This window comes from Geobacillus sp. CX412 (genome assembly GCF_027942335.1).
GTDB lineage: Bacteria > Bacillota > Bacilli > Bacillales > Anoxybacillaceae > Parageobacillus_B > Parageobacillus_B toebii.
Genome location: NZ_CP103461.1, coordinates 330,726 through 356,213, shown reverse-complemented (window position 1 = coordinate 356,213; position 25,488 = coordinate 330,726). Strand labels below are relative to the sequence as shown.

Genomic DNA, 25,488 nt, shown 5'->3' with positions numbered 1-25,488 from the left:
TGCAGCACGTTCAAAAATATTAATAACTCACTTATAAAAATAGTTCTAATAGAATAGGCAAAAAAGCCGAGCAATGTTTCACTGCTCGGCGTAACGGTTAAAAATTAATTAATATAATTAAGCGGATTTACCGCATTCGATTTTGACGGATTCCACGCTCCGCGATGAAGTTCGAAGTGAAGGTGAGGCCCTGTCGAGCGGCCTGTGTTCCCCATATAGCCGATGACTTGCCCTTTGCGGACCGTTTGCCCTTCACCGACAAGACGCGCTTCAAGGTGGCCATATACCGTTGTGTATACTTGTCCATTAATCACATGAGTGATGAAAATGACGTTTCCGTAACTGCTCGAATAATACGAACGGAACACGTATCCGTCAGCCGCTGCCACAACAGGAACAACAGCAGCAGTTTTACCAATATCGATTCCTGGGTGAAAATCACTTCCACCAAAACGGTAACCGAATCCTGATGTAATCGGACCATTTGCTGGTCTCATAAACGCTCCGCTTGTAACGGGTGGAACGTTTGATGTATCTCGGGAACTAGATGCGCCGCTGCTATTTTCACTTCCGGACGGCGTATTTTCATTTTCGGAAGGCGCACTTTCATTTCCTGATGAATATGTATGTCTAGCAGCCGCTCTGCGTTTCGCTTCTTCTTCAGCACGCTTTTTCTCCATTAGCTGCTGAAGCTGATATTTCATCGCTGCTTCTTGTTTTCTCAACAATTCTTGTTCTTCCGCAAGCGCCATTTTTTTATCATGGTGTTCTTGTTCTTCTTGTTTCAAATGTGCCATTAATTGATTCTTTTGCTTCATTTGCTCGCTTAATTTTTGTTTCAGCTGCTCTAGTTCTTTTAAGTTTGATTGAAGACTAGCTAGTTTATCCGTAAGTTCCTTTTCTTTTTTCTCTTTTAATGCTTTATCCGCTTGTTGTTCGCGGATAATTTGTTTGTCCGCCTCAAAAATGGTGGTGACAGCGCTCATGCGGTCAATAAAATCGCTAAAGCTTTGCGCTCCGAGCAATACTTCAAGATAACTGATGACTCCGCCGCTCTCTTGCAAAGAACGAACACGCTCTTTCAAAATCTCATTTCGTTTTTCAATGCGCGCTTGCACTTCGGCAATTTCACGCTTCAATGTTTCAATATCTTGTTCTGTTTGTTGAATATCAGCGGATAAGTTGCGAATTTTCCCACTCGTTTCTTCCACTGCTAAATCGAGTTTTTTAATTTCTTCGGAGAGCTCTTTTTGTTTGGATTGCAGTTTTTGAATTTCTTGATTAGCATCATTTATTTTCTCTTGTACCGCGGACTGCTTTGAACGAATGTTGTTAATCGCATCCCGTTTTTCTTGAATATCCCGGTCGCTTACCGCATTGGCAAAGTGCGGGAAAACACCAAAACTTAACGCCGCAGCTGCGGCAAGCGCCAGTACTTTCCTGCTTTTCATCAATTGATTCCCCTCTCCCTTATGGTGATGATCTTTTTCTATCAGACTTTCAAAAACTTACGGACAGACATCATGCTTCCCCAAACGCCGATGCATGCACCGATAAGCAATAAAAGCAAGCTAATTTGCCACATAAACGGATAAAATGGAAGAAGCTCTACAAATGGAATCGTAATTTTCGGCTCTAAAAATTTGTAAATGTTATAATAAACGGCCATGATCGACACGATTGGAAAAACCGCACCGATGACGCCAAGCCACAATCCTTCCAAGAAAAACGGCCAACGAATAAATCCGTTTGTCGCTCCTACTAATCTCATAATCTCAATTTCGCGCCGCCGCGCAAAAATCGTAATTTTAATGGTATTGGAGATTAAAAACATCGCGGTAAACAACAGGCCGATGATTAACACAAGCCCGATGTTTCGCGCCGCTTTCAACGTGCTGAATAATTTTTCTACTTGACCTTGACCGTAGTTCACTTTGTGGACAAACTGGAACTTTTCAATTTGTTTGGCCACTTTGATCGTGTCTGTCGGTTTTTCTGTTTTCACCACATACACATCGCTTAGCGGGTTGTCTTGTTCAAACAAACGGAACGAAGAGCCTTCTTCGCCAAAACTTTTAATTAAATTTTTCAATTCTTGTTCTTTCGAAGAATAACGTATTTCCTTCACTTGAGGGATCGCTTCAATCTGCGCACGAAGCGTTTGTTTATCTTGATTGTTCGCCGTTACATCAATATGGACGCGAATTTCGACATCATTTTCGATTTTTTTCGCAAAATGGTTCATATTAAACATGACAACTAAAAACACGCCGACTAATAGCAACGTAACAGTCACCGCACTGATGGAAGCGAACGTCATCCAGCCGTTTCTGCCAAGACTTTTCATGCTTTCCCGCACGTGGCGCTTTAGGGTACTAATCCTCATAACCGTATTCTCCCTTCGCCTCATCACGGACGATTTTCCCATTTTCCATTGCGATGACACGGCGTCTAATCGTATTCACAATTTCACGGTTATGTGTTGCCATGACGATCGTTGTGCCGCGATTATTAATTTTTTCAAACAACTCCATAATCCCCCATGATGTTTCTGGGTCTAAATTCCCTGTCGGCTCATCTGCAATCACAATTTTAGGAGAGTTCACAATCGAGCGTGCAATAGAAACTCGTTGCTGCTCTCCTCCGGAAAGTTCATCTGGATAGGATCGCACTTTATGTTTTAATCCGACTAATTCGAGTACTTCCATCACTTTCTTGCGAATCACTTTCGGCGATTCTTCAATTACTTCCAAAGCAAACGCTACATTTTCATATACCGTTAGCTTAGGAAGCAATTTGAAGTCTTGAAACACTACTCCGATATGTCGCCGCAATAATGGAACTTTGCTGTCTTTTAATTTAGCGAGATTTACACCATTGACCATAATGGAGCCGCTTGTTGGTTTCTCTTCACGGTACATCATTTTCACAAGCGTTGATTTTCCCGCACCACTAGGTCCAACGATATAGACAAATTCTCCTTGTTTGATGCGAACATTCACCCCGTTTAGCGCTACTACGCCATTCGGATATGTCTTATATACATCTTGCATTTCAATCATGCTTAATCACCTAATCTCATTTTCATTGTTGTCATCACTCGAGCTGTTTCGCTATATTTCGAATCGATCGTACAAAATTCTGCAAAGCTTATTATAACATTATTTGTTACACTTGAGTTTTACATTTATATTTCAAATACATTACATAAGAAAAATCCGGCCCTTGTAGGTACCGGATTGAAAAGGTTTATTTTTTGGACGCAAGCCATTCCGCAACTTTATCAGCGTCTTCTCCTTTTATAATGCCAGCTGGCATGCCGCCGCGTCCTTTTTCAATAATGTTTTTAATTTCATCTTTCGAATATTTGCTTCCAACTTTTTGTAAGTTTGGCCCTGCACCACCTGATAAATCTTGCCCATGACAAGAAGCGCAACTTTGTTTGTAAATGTCTTCTGCAGCTGCGGCGGTATCCCCTCCTCCATTATTGCCATTGTTATTATCCGTTGCATTGTTGCCGCCACCACAGGCCGCAAGCGCTAGAGAAGCACCAAGAAATACAGCAGCAAGTTTCCATTTCATAAATGAACTCCCCCTAATCTAATAATTACATTCAGAGTTATTATAACCCATTTTGAAAAAATTATGTGCGCTTAAAACCTTCTCCAAGCACTTCGGCAGCGTTCATAACAATGACAAATGCTGATGGATCAATGCTTTTGACCAATTGTTTCAATTTTGTGAACTCCGCTTGCTGCACCACACACATCAGCACTGGGCGCTCGTGATCCGTATAGCCGCCGTATCCTGACAACTTTGTCACACCGCGGTCAATTTCATGCAAAATCGCATGACGTACTTTTTCTTCTTCATTGGTAATAATCATCGCCATTTTCGAGTAGCCGAGCCCGATTTGTACTAAATCAATCGTTTTGCTTGTCACATAAAGAGCAATGAGTGCATACAACGCTTGTTCAATATCAAAGACGAACGCAGCGGTTAATACGATTAGCCCGTCAATGAGAATCACACACATACCAAGAGACAATCCGGTATATTTGTGAATAATTTGCGCCGCCAAATCGGTCCCGCCTGTCGATGCTTTGCCGCGAAACACAATGCCAAGGCCAAGCCCAACCCCAATGCCGCCAAATAACGAACCAAGCAGCGGATCATGGGTGGCTGGCTCGACATCTTTCGTTAAATAGACAACAAACGGCAAAAACAATGTGCCGACAAGTGTCTTTACGCCAAACTGCCGACCGAGCAAAACAACTCCCGAAATAAATAAAGGAATATTCAGCGCCCATTGCACATAAGCAGGCTGCCAACCGAACACCGCATAAGCGATCGTACTGATTCCGCTTACGCCTCCAGAAGCGACGCGGTTTGGCAACAAAAAGACATTAAACGCCACGGCAACAATCGCCGAACCAATCAATATGTATACATATTCCATCATTAGCCCCACTTTTGGATGCAATGGTTGACTTCTTCTTCTCATTCATCAGACCTCCCATGAGAGTATAGCACGCCCATTTCTACAAGTAAATGACAGCGGAATAAAGCAGTAACGCATTAAAGTTAGTCTACACAAAAAAGGCATCTGCTATCGAACGAGCGATAGCAGATGCCTTTCGTCTTATTTGAGTTTAGAACGCAAGTAGGCGTCAATAAAGATATCGATTTCGCCATCCATTACCGCCTGCACGTTTCCAACTTCGACGTTCGTACGGTGGTCTTTGACAAGCGAGTAAGGATGGAAGACATAGGAACGAATTTGGTTCCCCCAGCCGATTTCTTTTTGTTCGCCGCGAATTTCGGCAAGCTCGGCCTGCTGCTCTTCAAGTTTCTTTTGATACAGCTTCGCCTTTAACATGTTCATCGCTTTTTCGCGGTTTTTAATTTGCGAGCGCTCCGATTGGCACGTGACGACAATGCCAGTCGGAATATGGGTAATGCGCACAGCAGAATCGGTCGTGTTGACGTGCTGGCCTCCGGCGCCGCTAGAGCGGTACGTATCGACTTTAATCTCTTCCGGACGAATTTCAATTTCAATATCGTCATCCATCTCCGGCATAACTTCGCAAGAAACAAATGATGTATGGCGGCGGCCAGACGCATCAAACGGAGAAATCCGAACGAGCCGGTGCACGCCTTTTTCTGCTTTCAAATAGCCGTACGCGTTATGCCCTTTAATGAGAAGCGTGACGCTTTTAACTCCCGCTTCTTCGCCAGGCAAGTAGTCAAGTGTTTCGACTTTAAACCCTTTTTTCTCGGCCAGCGCGTATACATTCGTAAAAGCATCGAAGCCCAGTCTTGGGATTCCGTGCCGCCCGCGCCAGGATGAAGCTCTAAAATCGCATTGTTTTTATCGTATGGCTCATTTAACAAGAGCTGGAGTTCAAATTCACTAAAATCTTTCGTTAATTTTTTCGCTTCTGCGACCAGCTCCTGTTGCAAATCTTCATCCGGCTCTTCTTTGATCAACTCATACGTCACTTCTAAGTTTTCAAAACGCTCCTCAAGTGATTGGAACTCGCCCACTAAATCTTTCAGCGCATTTGCTTCATTAATTACCGCTTGCGCTGCTTTTTGATCATCCCAAAAGTTTGGCGCGGCCATTTGTTCCTCTAATTCACGAATGCGCGCCTGTTTCGTTTCGAGGTCAAAGAGACCCCCTTATTTCCGCTAATCGCTTAGCCATTTTTTCAAGTTCTTGCTTAATTTCGATCAGATCAATCATGATGCTTCACCTCGTTACTCATTGTACTGGATTTTCGAAACAAGAATCAATGGGAGTTCGCAAACAAAGTGAGAGGCAATCCCCCCACTTTGCCGCAAACGTTATGCATTTTTTCCGCAGCAATGTTTATACTTTTTGCCGCTTCCGCAAATGCAAGGATCGTTACGACCAATGCGAACAGCCTTGCGGTACGGCTTCCGTTTTACTTCGCCTTCTCCTTCTTTCGGATGAACCGCTTCGCCTTTTGCCACTTCCTGGCGTTCGAGATTGCTGTGGATTTCCGCTTTCATAATATATTTTGCTACTTCTTCTTCAATGGAAGCGATCATGTTTTCAAACATCGCATATCCTTCCATTTGATATTCGCGAAGCGGATCAATTTGTCCGTACGCGCGCAAATGAATTCCTTGACGCAGCTGCTCCATCGCGTCGATATGGTCCATCCACTTCATATCGACGGCGCGAAGGACGATGACGCGTTCAAATTCGCGCATTTGTTCCGGCGGAATTTGCTGTTCTTTTTCATCATAGCGCGCTTTCACTTTTTCCCAAATGAGCTCAATCATTTCTTCCGGCTCTTTGCCGCGCAAATCGTTAACGGTCACATCGCCTTCCGGCAACAGGTTGGCATTGACGTAATCGATGATTCCTTTTAAATTCCATTCTTCCGGAAGCTCTTCTTTCGGCGTATGAGCGTTGACGACCCGCTCAATGACCGATTGAATCATTTTTTCGATAATGCCGCGCAAGTTGTCGGAGTCAAGCACTTCATAGCGCTGGCGATAAATAATTTCACGCTGCTCACGCAACACATCATCGTATTGAAGCAGCTGTTTACGCGCATCAAAGTTGTTGCCTTCTACCCGTTTTTGCGCCGATTCGACCGCTTTAGTGACCATTTTGCTTTGAATTGGCTGCGAATCATCCATGCCTAAACGGTCCATCATCGACATTAAACTTTCCGAACCGAAGCGGCGCATCAACTCATCTTCAAGCGATAGATAAAATTGCGATACACCTGGGTCGCCTTGACGTCCCGCACGACCGCGCAACTGGTTATCAATACGGCGGCTTTCATGGCGTTCCGTGCCAATGACCGCTAATCCGCCAAGCTCTTTGACACCTTCGCCAAGCTTAATATCCGTACCGCGTCCGGCCATGTTTGTCGCGATCGTTACAGCGCCTTTTTGACCGGCTTGGGCGATAATTTCTGCCTCTTTCGCATGGTTTTTCGCATTTAATACATTATGCGGAATCCCGCGTTTTTTCAACATGTTCGAAAGAAGTTCCGATGTTTCAATCGACACCGTCCCGACAAGCACCGGCTGCCCTTTCGCATGACGCTGTGCGATATCTTCTACTACGGCGCGGAATTTACCTTCCATCGTCCGGAAAATTAAATCTGGACGGTCTTCACGGATGACCGGCTTGTTTGTCGGGATGACAACGACTTGCATGTTATAAATGTTGCGGAATTCTTCTTCTTCCGTTTTCGCCGTTCCCGTCATTCCCGCAAGCTTTTCATACATGCGGAAGTAGTTTTGGAACGTAATCGTCGCAAGCGTCATCGATTCATTTTGAATTTCCAATCCTTCTTTTGCTTCGATCGCTTGATGCAATCCATCACTATAACGGCGTCCGCGCATTAGGCGGCCTGTAAACTGGTCGACGATGACGACTTTTCCGTCTTCCACCACATAATCGACGTCCCGATGCATCGTCACATGCGCTCTTAGCGCCAAGTTAATATGATGGTTTAGCGTTACATGCTTTAAGTCGAATAGGTTGTCGATTCCAAACGCTTTTTCCGCTTTCGTGATCCCTTCTTCGGTGAGCTGTACGCTTTTCGTTTTCTCATCATACGTATAATCGACATCTTTTTTCAATGTACGCACAAACGCATTTGCCTGAATATACAGCGCTGTCGATTTTTGCGCGGTGCCCGAAATAATGAGCGGCGTCCGCGCCTCGTCAATTAAAATCGAGTCCACTTCGTCAATAATCGCATAATGAAGCGGACGCTGTACGATATGTTCTTTATAAAGCACCATGTTATCGCGCAAATAGTCAAAGCCAAACTCGTTGTTCGTTCCGTACGTAATATCGGCATTATACGCCGCTTGTTTTTCCTCCCGCGACATACCGCTTAAATTCAAACCGATGGTTAATCCTAAAAACTCATACAATTTGCCCATTTCCGTCGCGTCGCGGGTCGCCAAATATTCGTTGACCGTCACGACATGCACGCCTTTTCCGGTTAAAGCGTTTAAATAAACGGGCATCGTCGCCGTTAACGTTTTCCCTTCCCCTGTTTTCATTTCGGCGATATTTCCCTCATGGAGGACAATACCGCCCATAATTTGCACTTTATATGGATATAATCCAAGGACGCGCTTTGCACCTTCGCGCACGACGGCAAAAGCCTCCACTAACAAGTCATCCAGCGACTCGCCTTGTTGATAGCGCGCCTTGAATTCCTCGGTCTTTTGACGCAACTGTTCATCCGAAAGCTTTGCCATCTCTGGGCCAAGCGCATCGACTTGGTCAGCAATCTTTTCTAAACGGCTTAGTTGGCGTTTGTTTGGGTCAAACACCTTTTTTAATACTCCAAGCATAGAAAACGCTCCTTATTCAATGGAATCACTAATCTACATGATATCATGTACACGAATGGGTGACAACTAAGACGCGGAGATGAACCGGGGAGGAAAATGCGGAAAAGAAGAACTGGAGTAGCTTCATTCTTGGGATTGAATTTGTTCAATAGCTCCTTCTACATGCAAAAGACGTTTGTTGATCGCATATATTTCAAACCCTTTTTCTTCCACTTTCTTATCTATATTTTTCAACAGAGCATGCACATCGTCAGCAACTTGATTTTCTAGACGAAATAATGCTGCTTTCGCCTCACATAGTTCCCGTTCTACCCGTTCGAGCCGCCCTTTCACATCAACCATATCATTTTCAATACGATCAAGGTGTCCATCAACCTCTTCCATCCCTTGCTCCAGACGTCCCAACCGAGCTTCTATCGTTGCGAAACATTTGTCAATTTGATCAAAACGATCGCGAACTTCTACTTGAAATTGTTCAGCATTCGTTTCCATCTTGTCCAATTTTACCAAAATCTGCCGCAAAAGCGCCTCCATCGTTTTTCCCCTCCTTCCTCCATATTATAACATCCCCTGCCGGACGTTGGCAGGGGATGAGGGTCAGTTCGCTTCAATTAAGCCGTATTTTCCATCTTTACGGCGATACACGATGTTTGTGCGGTTCGTTTCCGCGTTTGTAAAGATGAAGAAGTTATGACCAAGCAAATTCATTTGCAAAATCGCTTCTTCGCTGTCCATCGGTTTTAAGCTGAAATGTTTCGTGCGGACAATCTCAAATTCTTCTTCCTCATTCTCCTCTACCGGAGGATTGTTGTTTTGCGTGACAAGCACTTGTTTTGTTTCTTTATTGCGTAATTTACGATTTACTTTCGTTTTATGTTTACGAATTTGTCTTTCTAATTTATCCGCTACTAAATCAATGGCCGCATACATGTCGTCATGGCGTTCTTCCGCGCGAAGCAACAGTTGCGGCATTGGGATCGTCACTTCGATTTTTCCTTGTTTATCGTTATATACTTTTAAATTAACGTGAACATGAATATCTTCTGTGTTTTCAAAGTATCTTTCCAATTTTCCAATTTTTTTCTCGACATACTCACGCAATGCTGGAGTTACTTCAATGTTTTCCCCGCGAATGTTATAGATCATCGCTGATCACTCCTTTTTATTAAGGCTATGTGTTTAATATTCTACAAACCCCAACAAAGGTCCTGCTTGAATCAGCAAAATGTTTTTGAAAATTTTGTGAAAGCGAGAAGGAAATGTGGCAATATTACTCAGAGAATAACATCGTTTTTCCTAACCCCATTTTTTATTTTATTACCAATTCCATTTTACCATTCAAAATGCGGCAACATGCAAAAATTTGCTTATTTCATCGTCTCTACACAATCGGATGAAACACCGGATATGTCGGCGTCGTATCGAAAGTGTTTCCCGACTTTCCGCTCAGACCGATCGTGCGCATCATTAAAAACCCGTACGGGGAAGAATTAAAAAGCCCGTACGAAATTAATTTACGCAAAGAAATCAATGTAACCATCGTCAAAGCCGTATAAAAAACACCGAGCCCCACGCCATGGGACTCGGTGTTTTCATTGTTCGACATATCGTTTTAACAGCTGGGTGATGATCATCTTCCACGCTTGAAACGCGGGGGAAAGATGCTGCTCAACGATGCACTGCTTCATGTTCGGATCGCCAAAATTTCCATCTAATTTATACGCTTCTTTCAACACATCGGAAAATAGCTCCAAGTGATGAACGATGCCCGTCTCCTCGGCAAACAGCCGACATAAATGTACATTTGTCTCGCTAATCTTCGCCAATGCCATAAAAATATTGGCAAGCACCTCGTCTCCTTGCGTCCGCTCATAATTTACGAAACTTTCTTCCACATACGCAAACCCTTCCTCGATCGTATCGAGAAGCTCCACGTATTTTTGCACCATTTCGAGTTGCGGAGTCGTCAACGTAATCATCTGCATCACAACCTATCGTTTTTTATCGTAAAACATTCCGTCCATCGCAAGCGATTGTTCGTACGGGTTCGTATAATGGGTATTGGCCCGCCTTTTCTCGCGGACCATCGCGAAATCGCGCTGAATTTGCCGCTTCAGCTCCCGCAAATGTTCTTCAATCTCTTGATTCCACTGCACGATTTGCCTGCCAAGCCGCTGTTCTTCCCCGCTATACGGCGGACGAAGCTCCCGTAACAGCTCGTCCCTTTGTGCAAGCAACCGCTCGATCGTTTCAATCGTCTCCTCTCGCTTTTCCGATGAAACAGGCGCGCATACGAGGTCACGCAGCTCTTTCGTCACGTGAAATAACGCGGTGACAACGCTCATTACGCCTGCCCGCCTTGCGCGTATTGACGCTGCCGGTTGATTTGAATCACTTGCTTCCATGTATCACGAAACTCGGTCACATATCCTTCGACTTCATCTAAAATCGCCGCATCGTTTTTCACGTTCGCCTCGACAAGCCGGCGGTAAATGTAGTCGTACATCGTCATCATCGACTTCGCGACTTCATACTCCATATTGAGCGTCACCATCAGCTCACGAATAATGTTTTGCGCCTTGATCAAGTTTTCGTTTCGCGCTGCGATATTGTTTTCTTCGATCGCCTTACGCGCCAGCTTAATAAATTTCAAGCAGCCGTTGTATAACATCAATGTCAACTCGCCTGGCGACGCCGTCTGCACCGCGTTCGTTTGGTAGTTTTGATATGGATTGTTCGTTGCCATTTACCTCACTCCTTTACCTGCTCCCTTTATTGAGAACCGCCGAAAAAGGCGTTCATCAAATACATGCTTTGCTCGTTCGCCCGCTGAATCGCCTTTTCCATCGCCGTAAACTGCCGCCAATAGCGGTCCTCGATTTCTTTGAGGCGGTCTTCAAAACGATCGATTTGGCTGTCAATTTGGATTAAATCGCGGCCGATGGCGAATTGTTGGTTCGTCCAAATCGTTTTCCCGGCTTTTTGTTCGATTTTGCCGATGGTATCTTTGATCGTATCACGGAGACGGCGGACAATGCCTTTTTCTGAATAGTTGGTGCTGTCATTATTAAACAAGCGGTAAATCGCATTCGGATTTTCTTGAATTTTTTGGCGAAGTTTCGTTTCATCAATAATGAGTTTACCCCCATCCAAGTAGTTAGATGAGGTAGTAATGCCAATTTCCGCAAGCTGGGAAAACCCGCCCGTAATGTTAGAACCCTCTACTTTTGTGTAAAGGTCCATTCGCATCTTGCTTAGACCGCTCGATAAAATCGAATCGCCTCGCAACATCCCGCTCCGTGCTTTTTCTTCCCAAAGCTCAATTTGCTTTTCCGTCATTGCTTCTTTTTGCTCGTCGGTAAGCGGTGGATAATTGCGATAGCGTTCTTCTTTCAGCTCGGCGTTGATTTTGCTGATGACTTCGTTGTATTTGTCGACGAATGCTTTGATTGAGTTAAAAATTGAGTCGGTATCGGTTGTAGTAGAGATAGTTACAGTTCCTGATGTTTTAGTATTTTTTAACGTATAAGTCATACCATTAATCGTAAATGTATTGGTCGTACGTTCGGTTGGCAATCCGTTAATTGTAAACTTAGCATTTTGTCCATCTACTTTTCCTGTTAATTCGTTATTAGCTCGGGCTGACTCAAATCCAAGTGCATTAAGAAAACCGATTGTCCCAGGAGTACCATCGCTTGCCCCTTCAATTACTTTAATCGAAGCCCCTGCTCCTGTTTCATTTTTGGTTATGACCAGTTTTTGACTAAACTCATCGAAAAAGACGCTAACTCCTAATTTGCTGTTTTGATTCAACTTGGCAATAACGCTATTTAACGTATCAGCTGTCGGATCAATGGAAATATCCACTGTCTCCGGCTTCGAACTTCCCGGTTTTACTACTTCAAATTTTAAAGAAAACGCCTCTGTAAATGTAATTTCTTGCGGATTCCCACTACTATCTTCCACCAGGAAAGTAACGTCTTTCAATTTATCGTTTGGATTAATTTTTCCAGACGTACTTGTGGTTTGAATAGGTTGCTCCGATATCCATCTCGCAGCAGTCGCCAATTGGGTGATATTCGACAGCTCAACCGTTTGATTTCCAGCAACATTGACTGCCGTTGCGGTGACAACACTCTCATCCGAACTTGTAACCGTTTTTTTCAAAAATGTACTCTGCCTAAATACTCCATCGAAAATAAGCGTATCTAGTTCTTGTAATAATTTGTTCATCTCTCGATAATCATCGCGCTGCCACTCTAAAATTTGCTTTTTCTGTTTCAACTTATCAAGCGGCATCCGTTCCACTTTCATTAAGTCCTTAACGATCTGGTCGATATCCATGCCGCTCGCCAAACCGCCAATGCGCATGTTGCTTGCCAAATTCACTCACCACCGTTAAATTTTTTTATCGACAATCAACCCGACAAATTCCATCATCGCCGCGTACATATCCAACAGCTTTTTCGGCGGAATTTCGCGAATAACCTCATCCGTTCGCTCATCGATAATTTGCACGTAATACTCCTGTAGCTCGTCATGCAGCTCAAACTTTAACGACGTATGGCTTGGCTGAAGGAATTCGTTTAAGCCTTTCACTACTTCTTCTAGTTTTTCTTTTGGAATGTTTTGCACTGTTGTTTCCAAATTGTTCGCATGATGTTGCTGCTGGGGTTCGATCATGCTGTTTGCTTTTTCATTGCGAACACTTTCATACAAATAAGAAAGAGGATGGGAAGATACTCGTTCCATCGTCATCATCGCCCGCTCCTTTGCATGAACACTATCTATGTTTTATATCGGATGGAGATGGGGAGTTGTGAAGGGGGATAGAAAAATAAAAGCACCCTATATCAAAATCAGGGATTATGATAATTCTATTTCAACAATAGACTGTCAAAAGGTTTGGAATTCAGTTTTGTAGCGAAATTAATAATAAAAAATAGAAAAAACCCCAAAAAATAAGGTTTATACTAATAATAAAAGCCTCACTCCCTAAATGAGCAAGGCTTATCTACAAGCATTTTTTTATTAATTAAGCATCCCTATTCCCTTCAAATGTTGCCAAGCTTTTGTAATATGCTTTTCTTTAAATATCTTACGCTTTCGTTCGTTCCAGTTGTGAATCTCTCCAATAATGGAATGAACATCGTCTTTTATATCCGGATTTTCTTTCACAACCCAATGTACAGTGGAAAGCAATTCCATCCCATATGGAGTTTCAAACCCTTGAATGACATTCCGCACTTTTTCTAAATGTTCATCAGCTTCGGAATCACCCTGCAAATACTGTTCAGCTTCTTGTACCGCATTCGGTAGCAAATAAATTTCCGCATCCCGATTGCGGTCTCCAAAACCTCGAATAAAATGACCGTCCAAACGCAGTAGCACATGATTTAAGTTGTCCGCATACGGACCGTATTTCCCTTTCTCAAATCGCAATCTCATCGGCTCGCCGACAACCTGAAGAAAATAAGCCAACTTCTGAACTTCCAGCAATGACAACTTATACCCCGGAATGGAATAATCATTCATTAACATTAGCAATAACGCTCGAGATCTTGTCATCTTTGGAGGTTTTGTACGTATTTTGATTTGATCAGGGTTAGGGCTCCCTGCAGGCTCATACAAATGCACTTCCACCTCTTTTAAATGCTCAAAAGCCGCTTCAATTTTAGGACGTACTTCATCCCATCTAAGCCCGCCATTTCCACAGCCAAGCGGCGGAAGCGCAATCGATTTTATATTAAGCTCCTTAACCACCTTTATCAAATCCGCCAACCCTAGTTCAATATCTTCCATCCGGGATTTATTTTTCCAATGGCGTTTTGTAGGAAAATTAATAATATATTTTGGGTTTAACAACGATTTAGTGGAAACGACATGCATTTTGCCTGGCTGCACTTCCTTGCGGCGGCAAGCCTTTTCATACTCCGAAAACATTTCTGGATAAGCTTGCTTAAATTGCAGTGCAATTCCTTTCCCCATCACTCCGACACAATTGACCGTGTTCACCAAAGCTTCTGCTTCATCTTCTAAGAGGTTGCCTTGTTTTAGGATGATCATTGCGTCACCTCCTTCAGTAGTACCAATGCGGCCGGACAGCTATCGGTTTATGGCAATGACATTGGTACATAATCTCTTCAACTTTTTGCTTCATTTTATCATTTTTAACCCCAATGCCTGAAATCATATCAATAGGAACAAATTGATACACTAAAAACTCCGCTTGCCTTCTTCTTTCCCGATCGGGGTCCTCTTCCGTTTCAAACCAAAATTGAGAGTGCATAACGTTCCAGTCGATTTTGTCTAAATCATTTAAATTATTATAAAAATCAGTAAATTTCATAATGGCATGCCCATCCGTAAACACATAACCTAATCCTCTATGATGGATCACATCTGTCCTAGACACGAGATAAATAATCTCATCTTGTCCTTTTGCATACCCGACTACACGACCTTTGTTAATAGCATAACCTAAGAGCAAAGTAAAAAGGAACATAATCATGTAAAGTGCCATAAGGAGTACCCTATCTATTCAGAGATCCCCTATCTATCTTACATTACACCAAATTCTTGACGGTACCATCTAATTCGATACCAATTTGTGCGAGTGCATCCGTATCAAAAATAGTCGTAGCACAACCTGTGTCCAACAACACGTCTGTTAAAAGAACAGTTTTTTCACCACACTTTATTTCGACAGAAACAATAGGTAATCCATTTTCTATTCTTATATTCATACTCTCCCCCGAATCCCTATAAAATATTGTTCTTCTACCTCTATTTGCTCCTTACTTGTGTGAAAAATATATAATTCTTTCTCCGGAAAAGTTTTGTGCTGCTGTTTATAACCATTCCATGCATCAGACACACTATGATACCGATCGATCACTGCCATTTCCTTAATGATACGTTTACCATTTTGCGAACAAGCCGAAATAGCCTCCACCAAAACAAATTGATTCGGATATTGCTTACGTAACTCTGACCATTTCATTTGTTTTCCTCCCTTTTATTATCATTTTATCAATAATCACCTTACACACATATAAAAAATCATAGAAAGCAACAACCTTTAGTTTAAACGATGACAGTTTTAACCCTAAAAGTTTCTCTCCTTTAGTAACAATGAGAGCAATGAACATGAAGCTGCATCCCATTACTAAGCAAAAGGGACACAATTCTGTGAAACCCTTTTTCCCGAAAATCATCAGGCATGATCACAATCAACGTATAATCGGCGAGCGAATGGTAAAACTGCATTTTTCGGTCCGCCTTCTCCGTATACCACTTGTAACGCGTCGAACCATATAGTCCGAAATACTCGACAATCCATTTTCTGTCGTTTTGCTTGATCACCCAGTCAGGGATGTATACTTCGTCATATTCGTGGTTCACAAAACGACATCCTTCTCTTTCCACTTTCCCATCAACGACCGCGCGAATCAAAAAGTTATGGATTTCTAGTTCTTCTTTTGAATCACACAATTGCCCGTCAATCCCAACTAGCAAATTAAATTCCTCAGGCTGAAATGTATATTCGGGGAATGATTCCATAATCCAACGGTAAAATTTGCTGTCGTAATGACGATCGACCATGCTGATAAATCTCGGGAAATGTTTCCGAAAATAGGCACGATTTAAAAGAGGTAACGATTCTCTGCGAATATTTCTTTTTTCACAAAAAGTTCTTAATGCTTGCACTCTATTCTTTTGAGAGTGCCAATATTGATTTGGCACCCGCTGGAACTCGATGATGTCATATTTTCCCGGAAAAACAGCGTTAACAATTTCGATTGGCGAACCGTTATATTCATGTAACAGTCCACCTAATCCCTCCTGCATTAATCTTTTTTTCGTCATAAACTTTGGAACATCTTCCTCAGCTATCCCTTCCTTTTCAATCAGATCTGTGATGACGCGCTTTACATTCGAAATATCTTTCCAATATCCGTTTGGTCTCATATGAAAATGATCCGCAGAAAATAAACCTGGAAAAAGGTACGACATGAGCTTCGATGGTGAGCCATGATGATTTTTTAAAGCGCCGCTAAAACGGTGTTTAAGCAACATTCGTTGGGTTACTTTCTTCGGGGCTTCTTCGAGAGGAATATTTTCTTTTCGTAACATGTCCATAAATTGCTTTTTTAAAAACTGCTTATCATTCGCATAACCTTGAGGAATCTTTTTGAAATCAGTTTCTTTAAAAATACCAGGATATAAAGCACTCATCAAGCGGAACGGAGAATAACCATATCGCTTTAGCGGGTTAGAAAATCCCCATTTAACCAACAAATCACGATTCACTTTTTGCGGTATCTCCTCGATCCTTATCCCTTCTCTTTTCAAATGCCACTCCAATCGATCGCGTATATTTTGAATATTGTTCCAGTAGTTAATCGGCACCCGGCTGAAATCAAATTCATTGTATCGACCAGGATATACAAATTGAATTAATTTACGAATAGATTTAAAACGGTTTAAAGCTCCCCAAAGCTTCTGTTCCTTTATGACGGCTCGGTTGATCTTGGGGATTTGCTCCTTTTTTAAGCCAAGGTGCACTTCTAATGCATAACGAACAATAATGATCACATTTTCGTCTTTTTCCCATGTACCTGAAGGAAGCGCCTTTCTTTTTCCACTGATGAGCTCCTTATAAAGGTTCACAACCGGTAATTGAACTAGCTCAGAGGGACAAATGCTTCGATAGTAATTTAGATTATCCATATGATCACCTCTACTTTATTATAACATAAATACGAACGTATGTTCCATAAAAATTTAAAGAAATAGAGCCTACTAATCAGTAGACTCCTTGTTTTCACTGTTAAAATTGGAAATCATGGTAGTGATGATGGATTCATTTTCCTACTTGGCACTTGCTTTATTTGCTAAATTTCTTAGCTGTTGTTTAATGTACCCAGCATCTCACAATATTTTTCCCATTCTGTTAACGAAACTGCTTGACCTACTGTATAGTCCGTATCAAATCAATTATATACTGTAGATGAGCAAATTCACTAACATAAATTTACATCCATACAAAAAAGGAGACATGAACCCGATTCCTTGATTAGAATAGATGTGTCACCAAACCATTCTCAAGGAGGTTCATGTCTCATGAATAGACTACCACATCACCAAGGAATCGACAAGTTTTTCGCAATGTTGGGGCTGGCCCTTTATTTCTCTAAGCCGGTCATGAAGCATCTCATTCATATTATCGACGCGCTGACAACGAAAGGATTTGCGGGAACCTTGACCGATCTGCATCACGAGAGCTTTCATCCCAACCATCGAACGACACTGAGCCATTTTTTCACGAAAAGCCCTTGGGATGAAGAAATCTTGCTTCGCAAACTCCAGCAGTGGATGCTTCGTCATGTGGAACGAACGGCCAAGCGAGAGAATCACCCCATTTTTGTTTCGATCGATGATACGATCTGCCGAAAAACGAAGCCTTCGTCACAGGCGAAACACGCTATTGAAGGGTGTAATTGGCATTATTCTCACGCGGACAAAAAGTCGATTTGGGGACACTCTCTCGTCTGGCTCATGGTTCATACGATGACGCAAGCCTTTCCCTTTGCGTTTCGCCTCTACGACAAGGCGGATGGGAAAAGCAAGGGTCAATGGGCCATCGAGATGCTTTCTTCTTTGGATGTGCACGGTTCTGTTTATGTGCTGATGGATTCTTGGTACCCATCGAAAACACTCGTGGAAGCCTGCCTGAAAAAAGGATTCCACGTCATTGCGATGCTCAAGACGAATCGGGTTCTCTATCCAAAAGGCATTGCGATCCAAGCCAAGCAGTTTGCACGCTACATCGAACCGGAAGACACCCATCTCGTCACGGTGGGAGAAGAGCGTTATCGCGTGTATCGCTACGAGGGAGCGCTGAAAGGTCTCGATGATGCCGTTGTGTTGTTGGCTTGGAAAGCCGATCAGCCGATGACACCTGAACATCTTCACTGCGTCTTGAGCACCGACCGGGAGCTAAGCGATGAAGAGATCTTGCGCTACTATGCCCAGCGTTGGTCGATCGAATGCTTTTTTCGACAAGCGAAAGACCAGCTGAAGCTCGATGGGTACCGCGTTCGTCAACGTCGGGCGGTGAAACGGTATTGGATCTTGGTGCAACTCGCTTATGTGTACAGTATGGTCGAATCCAACAGCGATTTCTCTACCGGGCTTGACTTCCTTCGAAAGAAGAAAGGACATAGCCTCGTGGAGTTTATTTACGATGCAGCGAAACAAGATATTCCCATTGATGTCGTTAAAAAACAGCTTCATGTGGCATAAGGGGTACTCCGTTTGTCTCTTTTTACATGGTAATTATTGTAATGAAAATTGCTCAACTACAGTTATATATATAGATTCAGATTAAATTTTCGACATAATTACCTGTCCGATGCGTTGAAGCACTTTTTCTGGACACTGAAACAATAGCAATAAATTCGCAATGTTTACATGCTGGCTCGGTTTTAATGAAATTTCCTGTAAAAAATTATCTGAAACCAATTGTTCTCACATTTTCATCGGTTCCTGAAGCTTCCTCATTTGGGAATCTAATTATTGAATTAATATATTCCCATCTAATTAGAATATGGACAGTCAATCTTTCCTCACGTTGTAAGTGATGGGGTATTCTCTCACCATTGTCATCTCTTACAATTACTCTATTATAGTTAGGATTCTCTAACCATATTCCTAAGTTATCAACGTCAACCAACCTTGCTAATAACCAATCATTCGGTGAATAAATTCCAGTTACATGACCAACTAAATCTTCTGGAAAATTAACAAGTTTGATTTGTATCATCTGATTTATTGCATCCTGTAATGCCACTACTATCACCTCCAACAGAATTAAATTTATACAAAAGAGACTCTAGCAAAACTAGAGTCCCTTTCATGTAATTTAAAATTAACGAAGAAGTTGTAGTACACCCTGCGGTTGTTGGTTGGCTTGCCATGCCTCAACGTCTTTCGACCGTTGTGTAGACTATCTCTTCACCCTCAGCTTTACCTGTTAGGGGCTGGGCGCTTCGGTTCGGCACTTGCCTCCCCTACGGACTTCATCACCATAGCGTTTCGCCTTAGGTGGTATGTCCTAGTCGTTGAACCTTCTCCACCCTTTCGGGACAGGAGCTTGGCTGCTGGTTGCCCATTGTTGCATCTTTCCTTTTTTCAAGCCATCACGCCTGCCGTTTCCAGCTACGTTGTGGCAAGGAAAGCTTTAGGGGTTCCCAGCAATTCACCCAGTGATCCTCTTAGCCGTTTCCAGCTAAGACGCCCTCTAATCAAATTACCGAAGCAGTTGCAACACCGCTTGCGGAATTTGACTAGATTGAGCCAACATCGCTTGTGCTGCTTGTGTAAGGATGTTGTTTTTCGTGAACTCCATCATTTCTTTGGCCATCGTGCCACCCTCACTTTCGTGACGGGACCAGACTACATCTTCACCCTCAGCTTTACCTGTTAGGGGCCGGGCACTTCGGATGATACAGGACGATGGAAGGATCCTGTTCACCCTACGGACTTCATCGCCATAGCTTCTCGCCTTAGGCGGTATGTCCTAGTCGTTGAACCTTCTCCACCCTTTCGGGACAGGAGCTTGGCTGCTGGTTGCCCAATCCTTTGACTTTTCGAGCCATCACGTCTGCCGTTTCCAGCTACGTTGTGGCGTCAAAGGCTCTAAGGGGTTTCCAGCAATTCACCCGGTTATCCTCACTAGCCGTTTCCAGCTAGGACGACTCTGCCTGCCGCCATTTAAGCGGCTAAGGCATAATCTACGTCACGGATACGAGATTCAGCGGCTGTTAAGTTTTCAGCTGATGTACCTAGGTTGTTGATTGTGTGTTCTAGTCGATTTTGATACGCGCCAAGTTTAGAACGTTCAGCGGATACCATTTTAATCGCATCATCAATTGTAGTAATGGCAGCATCTGCACCATCCAACACCCCACCACTAGTTGCAGTATCAACATTGTTAACCTTTAATGATTGGACACTTGTCATACTATTAGTAATAGTTCCAAAGGTCATGTTTAGTTCAAGTGCAGTATCAGTGGAAGTTGAACTTTCGGCAATAGTAACTTGTTTAGTTGTCTTATTTACAAAAGATAGTTTACCACCATCTAAGACTTTTACTTCAACTAAATCCTTAAAGTCAGCATTACCACGGATTTGAGTGTTAATTGCATCCGCTACACCTTCTGCAGAACCATAATCACGATCCAATGTGATGGTTAGTGCAGTTAAACCTACGGCTTGTAATTCAAAAGTCTTTGTACCAACTCCAGTACCAGTCGTATAATCCGTAGTCACTGATGCAGTAGATACAATGCCAGTACCTGTTGAAGTTCCAATAGCAGACGATCTCATATCATTAATTTTTAATTCGATGGTTTGTCCCTGATTTGCTCCAATATGAAAATTTAGTCCAGTATTCTTGTACGTACCGTCTAGTAATTTCTTAGTATTAAATTCAGTTTGATTACCGATTCTGTCAATTTCATCAATCAATTCATTAATTTCTTTCTGAATTTCTCTTCTATCATCCAATGTTGCTGTGTCATTATCTGCTTGAACAGCAAGCTCACGCATACGCTGTAGAATAGAATGCGTTTCGTTTAAAGCTCCCTCCGCTGTCTGGATAAGGCTTATCCCGTCTTGCGCATTCTTAGAAGCCATTTCCAAGCCACGAATTTGCCCGCGCATTTTTTCAGAAATCGCTAAACCTGCTGCGTCATCGCCTGCACGGTTAATGCGAAGACCAGAAGATAGTTTTTCCATGTTTTTCGCAGCTGCACCTTGACCGATCGTCAACTGACGGTACGTGTTCAACGCCGCAATATTGTGGTTAATTCTCATACTCATTTCCTCCTTGAAAATTTTTTATTCCACGTCCTTGTGGAATGATCAATTTGCGGATAGGAAGAAAGTCGGCCGCCTTTCTTCGCTATGCCGCGTTCATTTTTTATATCGGTTTGTTTTTTGGAAGTTTAATAGGTTGGCGCAAATTTTTTTAGATTTTGATGTCGAGAAATTGGGAAAATGGCGAAGGCTGCTGAATTTCTTTGATGATGCGCGCTGGGTCGTCTTTATGTTTGTTAATTATTTCATTTAAAGCTTGTTCGGCAATTGCCTTATTATCTTGCACAATGCGGGCGACGACTCCTTGGACTGGCACTCCACCGATGCTGACGCTCATTCTTGTTTCCCCCCTTTCAAGTGTTTCAATTGCTCGTTCAGCTGCTCGAGCGATGATTCGGAGGCGATAGAGGCGGCGCTGTTTTCGGCTTGGATGGCGAGGTAAACTTCTTTGCGATGGATTTCGATATGTTTCGGTGCGTTGATGCCAAGCTTCACTTGATCGCTATGGATAGCGAGGATGGTAATTTCGATGTCATCGCCGATTTGAATCGCTTCTTTCAGTTTGCGCGTTAGTACAAGCATACTTGCCGCCTCCTTCACTTCGCCTCGACTTTTTCTGGGAATAGCCGATGTTTCGTTTTATACGGCGTATTCGTTAAAATTACCTGTTTGCCAAGCTTCTTTTCATAATTTAAGACAATCGGCGCCTGCAAGTTCGCCGTCGTGTCATCGAACGGATCGGCAACCGTGAGAATGACATATACCGCTACTTCTTTTTCCGAAGACAGCTGCAGTTGGGCAACTGACTGCTCATCAAGTTCAAAGTCATATTCTTTAAAATAAATAAACGGATCAATCATCGCAAACCCGAGCGCTGGCGTTTTGATCGATTGCAAAATAACAAACGGCGTATCTTCAAGCGGCAATAGAACAAATTGTTTTTCATCTAAAAATCCTGGAATTCCGTGCTCGAAATGAAAAATATCCTTTTCGTTAATTTCAATTTCACCATGATATTTTGTACGAAGTCTCATCGTTTCACACCTTTTTACTAAATGGAAATTTCAAAATTAGTACCAACAAACCGTAAGTTGACGAAATCGATTTTTAATGAATTGCGCTGCGCAAGATCGATCGTCACTTTCCCCGGGGTATAGTGGATCATCGGCTTGTTTATTTTTGTATGATTAATCGGTTTATTGACCTTTACATCAATGTGCACTTTCGCTGGTTCGAAGTTCGTTTTGACACTGAAGAGAGAAGGAATCCAACCAATATTGAAGTCATATATCGGATCCTCGCTGTTTTCTTTTGCCTGCTCGGCAAGCGGATTGCCGCCATCTTCAATTCTCATCAGCTCATCTCCCTGTCGAGATACTCGGGCAAGGCCTTCCAGCCAGTCTTCATAACCTTGTTGCGCAAATTCTTCAATGCGTCGGAAAATATGTTTGAGATCCATGTCTTCCCATGCTTTCGTTTGGTCAATGGTTAGTTTGGCTGGCGTTGTTTCGATCTTCATCTCCGCCGGGGGTTGCTTCAGGTCAAGCTCTGCTGGCGGCTGTTTGATTTCCAGTACAGGCGGTGTTGTCTTGATCGCGATCTTTGCAAAGGTAGACTGCAAGCGAATTTGCGGCAGTTGCATATTTTTCTCCCTCCTAGAGGAAAAGCTATCTTGTCCTCACAAGATAGCTTAACGCAAAAAGTCAAGAAGCGTCGGTTGAATAATGCGGGCACCGACACCTAGCGCGGCGCGATGCACGCTTTCTTGCGTTTTTAAATCAGTGATGACACGTTCAATGTCGGCATCTTCATTATCAGAGAGAATCCGATGAGCGATGACTTCCTGCTGATCCACTCTCTCTTCCATTAACTCTACTCGATTTAAACGAGCCCCCAATTCCGCACGAGCACTAAGTAAATTATTAATATGCTGATCAATATAACTAAGGTACTGGCTTATATCTTTTCCTGATTTTGTCGCATCATTTAAGTCGTTATTTAAAAATTCTAAATCACTAAATAATCCGTTTCCTTTTGCGGTATTGTCGTAATTAAATACTTTTGTCGGATTCACGTTTACAGGAATATAAATCCCTTTCGATAATTCGATTTTTATTTCATCCGTGTTCTGCGATACAACTGGCGGAGTTTGGCTTAAATCTACTGGTTGTTTCAGCGTATCCGTACCATTAAAAATATATTTATCTCCGACTTTTGTATTGGCAATAGAAGCTAAGTGTTCCGTTAACTGTTTAATTTCCTCCGAAATCGCTGCACGTTGGCTTACTTCATACGTATCGTTGCTCGCTTGCACCACAAGCTCGCGAATGCGCTGCAACGCTTGTGTCGCTTTATCAAGCGCTGCATCCGAGTTTTCGATCCAGTTGTATGCTTCGGAAAAGTTGCGCTTAAATTGCTCAACTTCTGTTAAGTTTGTACGGTATACCATCCCTTTCATTGCGATAACTGGATCATCGGATGGACGATTAATTTTTTTTCCTGTTGCCAGTTGATCTTGATATTTGCCAAGCCGCGCATAGCTGGCGCTTAAATTCCTAAGCATATTCCCTGTCAACATCCCTTGCGTTACGCGCATGTTTGTTCACCTACCTTCCTACAATGCCCATGCCGTTAATAATTTTATCGAGCATTTCATCGATGGCGGTAATTTGGCGTGCTGCTGCGTTGTATGCATGTTGAAATTTAATCATGTTTGTCATTTCCTCATCTAGTGATACCGAGCTGACCGATTGACGACGTTCCTCTACAGACTGACGTAACACTTCACTGTTATTTTTCAATCGTTCAGCTTGCTGTCCATCCACACCAAGCTTTCCAATCCATCCTTGGTAATTAGATTGAATCGTACCTGATGTTAAAGGAAGTGAGGTCGGCAAACTTATTGATACATCTATTAAGTTCACTGTTCCAGACGACAATAGTATTTTTCCAACGCTTGCTAAGTTAAGAGCATTGTTTCCATTTCCAGAGACGCCCTGTTTGGTGGAAGCTGCAATGTTAGAAAGATCATCAATTGCCGATGATAACTTAATGTTCTTAGCAGCTCCCGGAACTGTTAATGTTGATTCATCAAAAAATGCAGGAGCTTTTGCAGCACTGTTCAATACGTAACCCTCTTTATGAATAGCGTTGAATACTGTTCCAAACGTATACGCTAGATTATCCAAATTGTTAATCATCTCAGGATAAATGCCTTTTACATTTCCTAAAGAATCTTTATAACCAAACGATTCTATCAATCCTAGTAATTTTCCAGATGGAAACGATGTGATTGAAATGGAAACCCCGCCTATTTGCACATTGTCAATATCACTTGTCGGAGTTTCTTTAACACCATCTCCGTCAATATCGCCTCCGATTCCATTTGGAAGAGAAAATGCATTCGTATGATTTCCTTGAACTAAGTAAATTTTTTGGTTGTTACTATCTAAAATCGGATTCCCTTTACTATCCACTAGATAAATATTATACGTTCCTTCTGCTATCTTTAACGCGTTTCCACCGCTTGGAATTTTCTCAACTTGTACGTTTACTAATTTTGACAATTCATCAATCAAGCGATCACGCTCATCGTATAAATCGTTTGGTAAATAACCGTGCGGTTCGATCTCGCTGATTTGTTGATTGATTTTGCTGATTTGTTGTGCCAGAGAGTTGATTTCTGTAATCGTGACACCAATTTCATGACCTAAATCATTTTTAATTTGTGATAACGAGTCATATAAATAATGAAACGTTTCCACAACCGCCAATCCACGTTGCCGAACGACGGAACGAGCCCCTTCATTTTCCGGATTCACGCTTAAATCTTGCAGTGCTTGCCAAAACTGATCCATCGTTTTCGATAAGCCATTGTCAGACGGCTCGTTCATGATATCTTCCATTTTTTTCAGTGCGTCTGCTCGCGCTTCCCAGTAGCCAAGCTTGTTATTTTCCCCGCGATATTGAATATCTAAAAAACTGTCACGCACCCGCTCAATGGAACCCGCTTCGACCCCTGTCCCCATCTGTCCCGGGATTTGCGGACGGTTCATGGAAGCCGGCGGATACGGTTCTGTTTGCACAAAATTGACGCGTTGGCGCGAATAACCAGGTGTGTTGGCGTTAGCAATATTATGTCCGGTTACATATAACGCTGATTGTTGCGTAAACATACCTCGTTTGGCTACCTCTAAGCCATGAAACGTTGATCGCATTACATTTTCCCCCAATGCTTGAAAC

The 25,488-nt window shown here is 42.7% G+C and carries 29 protein-coding genes and 1 pseudogene; 1 reads left to right on the top strand and 29 read right to left on the bottom strand.

What is annotated here, in order from left to right; translation table 11 throughout:
- Positions 1–104: 104 nt before the first annotated feature.
- The 20 genes and pseudogenes from NXM86_RS01720 to NXM86_RS01625 all read right to left on the bottom strand — a co-directional run bounded on the left by NXM86_RS01720 (position 105) and on the right by NXM86_RS01625 (position 17,094).
- Positions 105–1,451, bottom strand: a complete 1,347-nt coding sequence (locus NXM86_RS01720) for a murein hydrolase activator EnvC family protein (RefSeq protein ID WP_089098100.1) — start codon at positions 1,449–1,451, stop codon at positions 105–107.
- A 41-nt stretch (positions 1,452–1,492) separates the two neighbouring features.
- Positions 1,493–2,386, bottom strand: coding sequence for a permease-like cell division protein FtsX (gene ftsX / locus NXM86_RS01715; protein WP_015865060.1), 894 nt, complete (start codon positions 2,384–2,386; stop codon positions 1,493–1,495).
- Complete coding sequence (gene ftsE / locus NXM86_RS01710) at positions 2,376–3,062, bottom strand: cell division ATP-binding protein FtsE (protein ID WP_015865061.1); 687 nt, start codon at positions 3,060–3,062, stop codon at positions 2,376–2,378. Before ftsE ends, ftsX begins: the two co-directional genes overlap by 11 nt.
- A gap of 187 nt (positions 3,063–3,249) precedes the next feature.
- Positions 3,250–3,582 carry a cytochrome c551 gene (cccB, locus tag NXM86_RS01705; protein ID WP_015865062.1) on the bottom strand — a complete coding sequence of 111 codons (333 nt, stop codon included), beginning with the start codon at positions 3,580–3,582 and terminating at the stop codon, positions 3,250–3,252.
- Between the two features lie 61 nt (positions 3,583–3,643).
- On the bottom strand, positions 3,644–4,504 hold the full coding sequence (locus NXM86_RS01700) for a YitT family protein (RefSeq protein ID WP_062679069.1): 861 nt from the start codon (positions 4,502–4,504) through the stop codon (positions 3,644–3,646).
- A 138-nt stretch (positions 4,505–4,642) separates the two neighbouring features.
- Positions 4,643–5,743: pseudogene (gene prfB / locus NXM86_RS01695) on the bottom strand (peptide chain release factor 2).
- 104 nt (positions 5,744–5,847) lie between these two features.
- Complete coding sequence (gene secA, locus NXM86_RS01690; protein ID WP_015865065.1) at positions 5,848–8,361, bottom strand: preprotein translocase subunit SecA; 2,514 nt, start codon at positions 8,359–8,361, stop codon at positions 5,848–5,850.
- A 123-nt stretch (positions 8,362–8,484) separates the two neighbouring features.
- Entirely contained in the window at positions 8,485–8,895 is a 411-nt protein-coding gene (locus NXM86_RS01685) for a hypothetical protein (RefSeq protein WP_041269742.1), read from the bottom strand.
- 63 nt (positions 8,896–8,958) lie between these two features.
- Entirely contained in the window at positions 8,959–9,507 is a 549-nt protein-coding gene (gene hpf / locus NXM86_RS01680) for a ribosome hibernation-promoting factor, HPF/YfiA family (RefSeq protein ID WP_015865067.1), read from the bottom strand.
- A gap of 235 nt (positions 9,508–9,742) precedes the next feature.
- The gene (locus NXM86_RS01675; protein ID WP_375217226.1) at positions 9,743–9,967 is read right to left on the bottom strand and encodes a hypothetical protein; all 225 of its coding nucleotides are present in this window, start codon (positions 9,965–9,967) and stop codon (positions 9,743–9,745) included.
- Positions 9,954–10,340, bottom strand: coding sequence for a DUF8042 domain-containing protein (locus NXM86_RS01670; protein ID WP_498958530.1), 387 nt, complete (start codon positions 10,338–10,340; stop codon positions 9,954–9,956). The genes NXM86_RS01675 and NXM86_RS01670 overlap by 14 nt, the downstream gene beginning before the upstream one ends.
- A 12-nt stretch (positions 10,341–10,352) precedes the next feature.
- The gene (gene fliT, locus NXM86_RS01665; protein ID WP_375217224.1) at positions 10,353–10,706 is read right to left on the bottom strand and encodes a flagellar protein FliT; all 354 of its coding nucleotides are present in this window, start codon (positions 10,704–10,706) and stop codon (positions 10,353–10,355) included.
- A complete protein-coding gene (gene fliS / locus NXM86_RS01660; RefSeq protein WP_015865070.1) occupies positions 10,706–11,107 on the bottom strand; it encodes a flagellar export chaperone FliS in 402 nt (133 codons plus the stop codon). The genes fliT and fliS overlap by 1 nt, the downstream gene beginning before the upstream one ends.
- A gap of 26 nt (positions 11,108–11,133) precedes the next feature.
- Complete coding sequence (locus NXM86_RS01655) at positions 11,134–12,744, bottom strand: flagellar hook-associated protein 2 (RefSeq protein ID WP_498958529.1); 1,611 nt, start codon at positions 12,742–12,744, stop codon at positions 11,134–11,136.
- Positions 12,745–12,759: 15 nt separating this feature from the next.
- Positions 12,760–13,119, bottom strand: a complete 360-nt coding sequence (gene flaG / locus NXM86_RS01650) for a flagellar protein FlaG (protein WP_498958984.1) — start codon at positions 13,117–13,119, stop codon at positions 12,760–12,762.
- A 273-nt stretch (positions 13,120–13,392) separates the two neighbouring features.
- Positions 13,393–14,427 (bottom strand): type II toxin-antitoxin system antitoxin DNA ADP-ribosyl glycohydrolase DarG, encoded by a 1,035-nt coding sequence (gene darG, locus NXM86_RS01645; RefSeq protein WP_033026278.1) that lies wholly within the window; start codon positions 14,425–14,427, stop codon positions 13,393–13,395.
- A gap of 13 nt (positions 14,428–14,440) precedes the next feature.
- Entirely contained in the window at positions 14,441–14,884 is a 444-nt protein-coding gene (gene darT / locus NXM86_RS01640) for a type II toxin-antitoxin system toxin DNA ADP-ribosyl transferase DarT (RefSeq protein ID WP_498958527.1), read from the bottom strand.
- Between the two features lie 43 nt (positions 14,885–14,927).
- Positions 14,928–15,107: a hypothetical protein gene (locus NXM86_RS01635; RefSeq protein WP_498958526.1), complete on the bottom strand. Its 180-nt coding sequence runs from the start codon at positions 15,105–15,107 to the stop codon at positions 14,928–14,930.
- On the bottom strand, positions 15,104–15,364 hold the full coding sequence (locus NXM86_RS01630; protein ID WP_033026284.1) for a hypothetical protein: 261 nt from the start codon (positions 15,362–15,364) through the stop codon (positions 15,104–15,106). Before NXM86_RS01630 ends, NXM86_RS01635 begins: the two co-directional genes overlap by 4 nt.
- Positions 15,365–15,486: 122 nt before the next feature.
- Positions 15,487–17,094: a DUF4046 domain-containing protein gene (locus NXM86_RS01625; protein WP_498958525.1), complete on the bottom strand. Its 1,608-nt coding sequence runs from the start codon at positions 17,092–17,094 to the stop codon at positions 15,487–15,489.
- Between the two features lie 393 nt (positions 17,095–17,487).
- Here NXM86_RS01625 and NXM86_RS01620 point away from each other — a divergent pair, with 393 nt between their 5' ends.
- A complete protein-coding gene (locus NXM86_RS01620; protein ID WP_081189990.1) occupies positions 17,488–18,669 on the top strand; it encodes an IS701 family transposase in 1,182 nt (393 codons plus the stop codon).
- A gap of 205 nt (positions 18,670–18,874) precedes the next feature.
- Here NXM86_RS01620 and NXM86_RS01615 read toward each other — a convergent pair whose 3' ends face one another.
- From NXM86_RS01615 to flgK, 9 genes are all read right to left on the bottom strand, one after another.
- The gene (locus tag NXM86_RS01615) at positions 18,875–19,216 is read right to left on the bottom strand and encodes a hypothetical protein (RefSeq protein WP_498958524.1); all 342 of its coding nucleotides are present in this window, start codon (positions 19,214–19,216) and stop codon (positions 18,875–18,877) included.
- Positions 19,217–19,675: 459 nt separating this feature from the next.
- The gene (locus NXM86_RS01610; protein ID WP_080729561.1) at positions 19,676–19,789 is read right to left on the bottom strand and encodes a flagellin; all 114 of its coding nucleotides are present in this window, start codon (positions 19,787–19,789) and stop codon (positions 19,676–19,678) included.
- Between the two features lie 350 nt (positions 19,790–20,139).
- Positions 20,140–21,243, bottom strand: coding sequence for a flagellin N-terminal helical domain-containing protein (locus tag NXM86_RS01605; protein WP_498958523.1), 1,104 nt, complete (start codon positions 21,241–21,243; stop codon positions 20,140–20,142).
- 154 nt (positions 21,244–21,397) lie between these two features.
- Entirely contained in the window at positions 21,398–21,583 is a 186-nt protein-coding gene (locus tag NXM86_RS01600; RefSeq protein WP_498958522.1) for a hypothetical protein, read from the bottom strand.
- Positions 21,580–21,828, bottom strand: coding sequence for a carbon storage regulator CsrA (gene csrA / locus NXM86_RS01595; protein ID WP_498958521.1), 249 nt, complete (start codon positions 21,826–21,828; stop codon positions 21,580–21,582). The genes NXM86_RS01600 and csrA overlap by 4 nt, the downstream gene beginning before the upstream one ends.
- A 14-nt stretch (positions 21,829–21,842) precedes the next feature.
- Positions 21,843–22,280: a flagellar assembly protein FliW gene (gene fliW, locus NXM86_RS01590; RefSeq protein WP_498958520.1), complete on the bottom strand. Its 438-nt coding sequence runs from the start codon at positions 22,278–22,280 to the stop codon at positions 21,843–21,845.
- A 17-nt stretch (positions 22,281–22,297) separates the two neighbouring features.
- On the bottom strand, positions 22,298–22,888 hold the full coding sequence (locus NXM86_RS01585; RefSeq protein ID WP_498958519.1) for a DUF6470 family protein: 591 nt from the start codon (positions 22,886–22,888) through the stop codon (positions 22,298–22,300).
- 48 nt (positions 22,889–22,936) lie between these two features.
- Entirely contained in the window at positions 22,937–23,842 is a 906-nt protein-coding gene (flgL, locus tag NXM86_RS01580) for a flagellar hook-associated protein FlgL (protein WP_081189272.1), read from the bottom strand.
- A 10-nt stretch (positions 23,843–23,852) separates the two neighbouring features.
- Positions 23,853–25,463, bottom strand: coding sequence for a flagellar hook-associated protein FlgK (gene flgK / locus NXM86_RS01575; protein WP_498958518.1), 1,611 nt, complete (start codon positions 25,461–25,463; stop codon positions 23,853–23,855).
- Positions 25,464–25,488: the final 25 nt, after the last annotated feature.

Excerpts from the sequence above, each read along its gene's own strand:
- NXM86_RS01720 (WP_089098100.1), bottom strand. The coding sequence starts at position 1,451 with ATGAAAAGCAGGAAAGTACTGGCGCTTGCCGCAGCTGCGGCGTTAAGT.
- ftsX (WP_015865060.1), bottom strand. The coding sequence starts at position 2,386 with ATGAGGATTAGTACCCTAAAGCGCCACGTGCGGGAAAGCATGAAAAGT.
- ftsE (WP_015865061.1), bottom strand. The coding sequence starts at position 3,062 with ATGATTGAAATGCAAGATGTATATAAGACATATCCGAATGGCGTAGTA.
- cccB (WP_015865062.1), bottom strand. The coding sequence starts at position 3,582 with ATGAAATGGAAACTTGCTGCTGTATTTCTTGGTGCTTCTCTAGCGCTT.
- NXM86_RS01700 (WP_062679069.1), bottom strand. The coding sequence starts at position 4,504 with ATGAGAAGAAGAAGTCAACCATTGCATCCAAAAGTGGGGCTAATGATG.
- secA (WP_015865065.1), bottom strand. The coding sequence starts at position 8,361 with ATGCTTGGAGTATTAAAAAAGGTGTTTGACCCAAACAAACGCCAACTA.
- NXM86_RS01685 (WP_041269742.1), bottom strand. The coding sequence starts at position 8,895 with ATGGAGGCGCTTTTGCGGCAGATTTTGGTAAAATTGGACAAGATGGAA.
- hpf (WP_015865067.1), bottom strand. The coding sequence starts at position 9,507 with ATGATCTATAACATTCGCGGGGAAAACATTGAAGTAACTCCAGCATTG.
- NXM86_RS01675 (WP_375217226.1), bottom strand. The coding sequence starts at position 9,967 with ATGTCGAACAATGAAAACACCGAGTCCCATGGCGTGGGGCTCGGTGTT.
- NXM86_RS01670 (WP_498958530.1), bottom strand. The coding sequence starts at position 10,340 with ATGATTACGTTGACGACTCCGCAACTCGAAATGGTGCAAAAATACGTG.
- fliT (WP_375217224.1), bottom strand. The coding sequence starts at position 10,706 with ATGAGCGTTGTCACCGCGTTATTTCACGTGACGAAAGAGCTGCGTGAC.
- fliS (WP_015865070.1), bottom strand. The coding sequence starts at position 11,107 with ATGGCAACGAACAATCCATATCAAAACTACCAAACGAACGCGGTGCAG.
- flaG (WP_498958984.1), bottom strand. The coding sequence starts at position 13,119 with ATGACGATGGAACGAGTATCTTCCCATCCTCTTTCTTATTTGTATGAA.
- darG (WP_033026278.1), bottom strand. The coding sequence starts at position 14,427 with ATGATCATCCTAAAACAAGGCAACCTCTTAGAAGATGAAGCAGAAGCT.
- darT (WP_498958527.1), bottom strand. The coding sequence starts at position 14,884 with ATGGCACTTTACATGATTATGTTCCTTTTTACTTTGCTCTTAGGTTAT.
- NXM86_RS01635 (WP_498958526.1), bottom strand. The coding sequence starts at position 15,107 with ATGAATATAAGAATAGAAAATGGATTACCTATTGTTTCTGTCGAAATA.
- NXM86_RS01630 (WP_033026284.1), bottom strand. The coding sequence starts at position 15,364 with ATGAAATGGTCAGAGTTACGTAAGCAATATCCGAATCAATTTGTTTTG.
- NXM86_RS01625 (WP_498958525.1), bottom strand. The coding sequence starts at position 17,094 with ATGGATAATCTAAATTACTATCGAAGCATTTGTCCCTCTGAGCTAGTT.
- NXM86_RS01620 (WP_081189990.1), top strand. The coding sequence starts at position 17,488 with ATGAATAGACTACCACATCACCAAGGAATCGACAAGTTTTTCGCAATG.
- NXM86_RS01610 (WP_080729561.1), bottom strand. The coding sequence starts at position 19,789 with ATGGCCAAAGAAATGATGGAGTTCACGAAAAACAACATCCTTACACAA.
- NXM86_RS01605 (WP_498958523.1), bottom strand. The coding sequence starts at position 21,243 with ATGAGAATTAACCACAATATTGCGGCGTTGAACACGTACCGTCAGTTG.
- NXM86_RS01600 (WP_498958522.1), bottom strand. The coding sequence starts at position 21,583 with ATGAGCGTCAGCATCGGTGGAGTGCCAGTCCAAGGAGTCGTCGCCCGC.
- csrA (WP_498958521.1), bottom strand. The coding sequence starts at position 21,828 with ATGCTTGTACTAACGCGCAAACTGAAAGAAGCGATTCAAATCGGCGAT.
- fliW (WP_498958520.1), bottom strand. The coding sequence starts at position 22,280 with ATGAGACTTCGTACAAAATATCATGGTGAAATTGAAATTAACGAAAAG.
- NXM86_RS01585 (WP_498958519.1), bottom strand. The coding sequence starts at position 22,888 with ATGCAACTGCCGCAAATTCGCTTGCAGTCTACCTTTGCAAAGATCGCG.
- flgL (WP_081189272.1), bottom strand. The coding sequence starts at position 23,842 with ATGCGCGTAACGCAAGGGATGTTGACAGGGAATATGCTTAGGAATTTA.
- flgK (WP_498958518.1), bottom strand. The coding sequence starts at position 25,463 with ATGCGATCAACGTTTCATGGCTTAGAGGTAGCCAAACGAGGTATGTTT.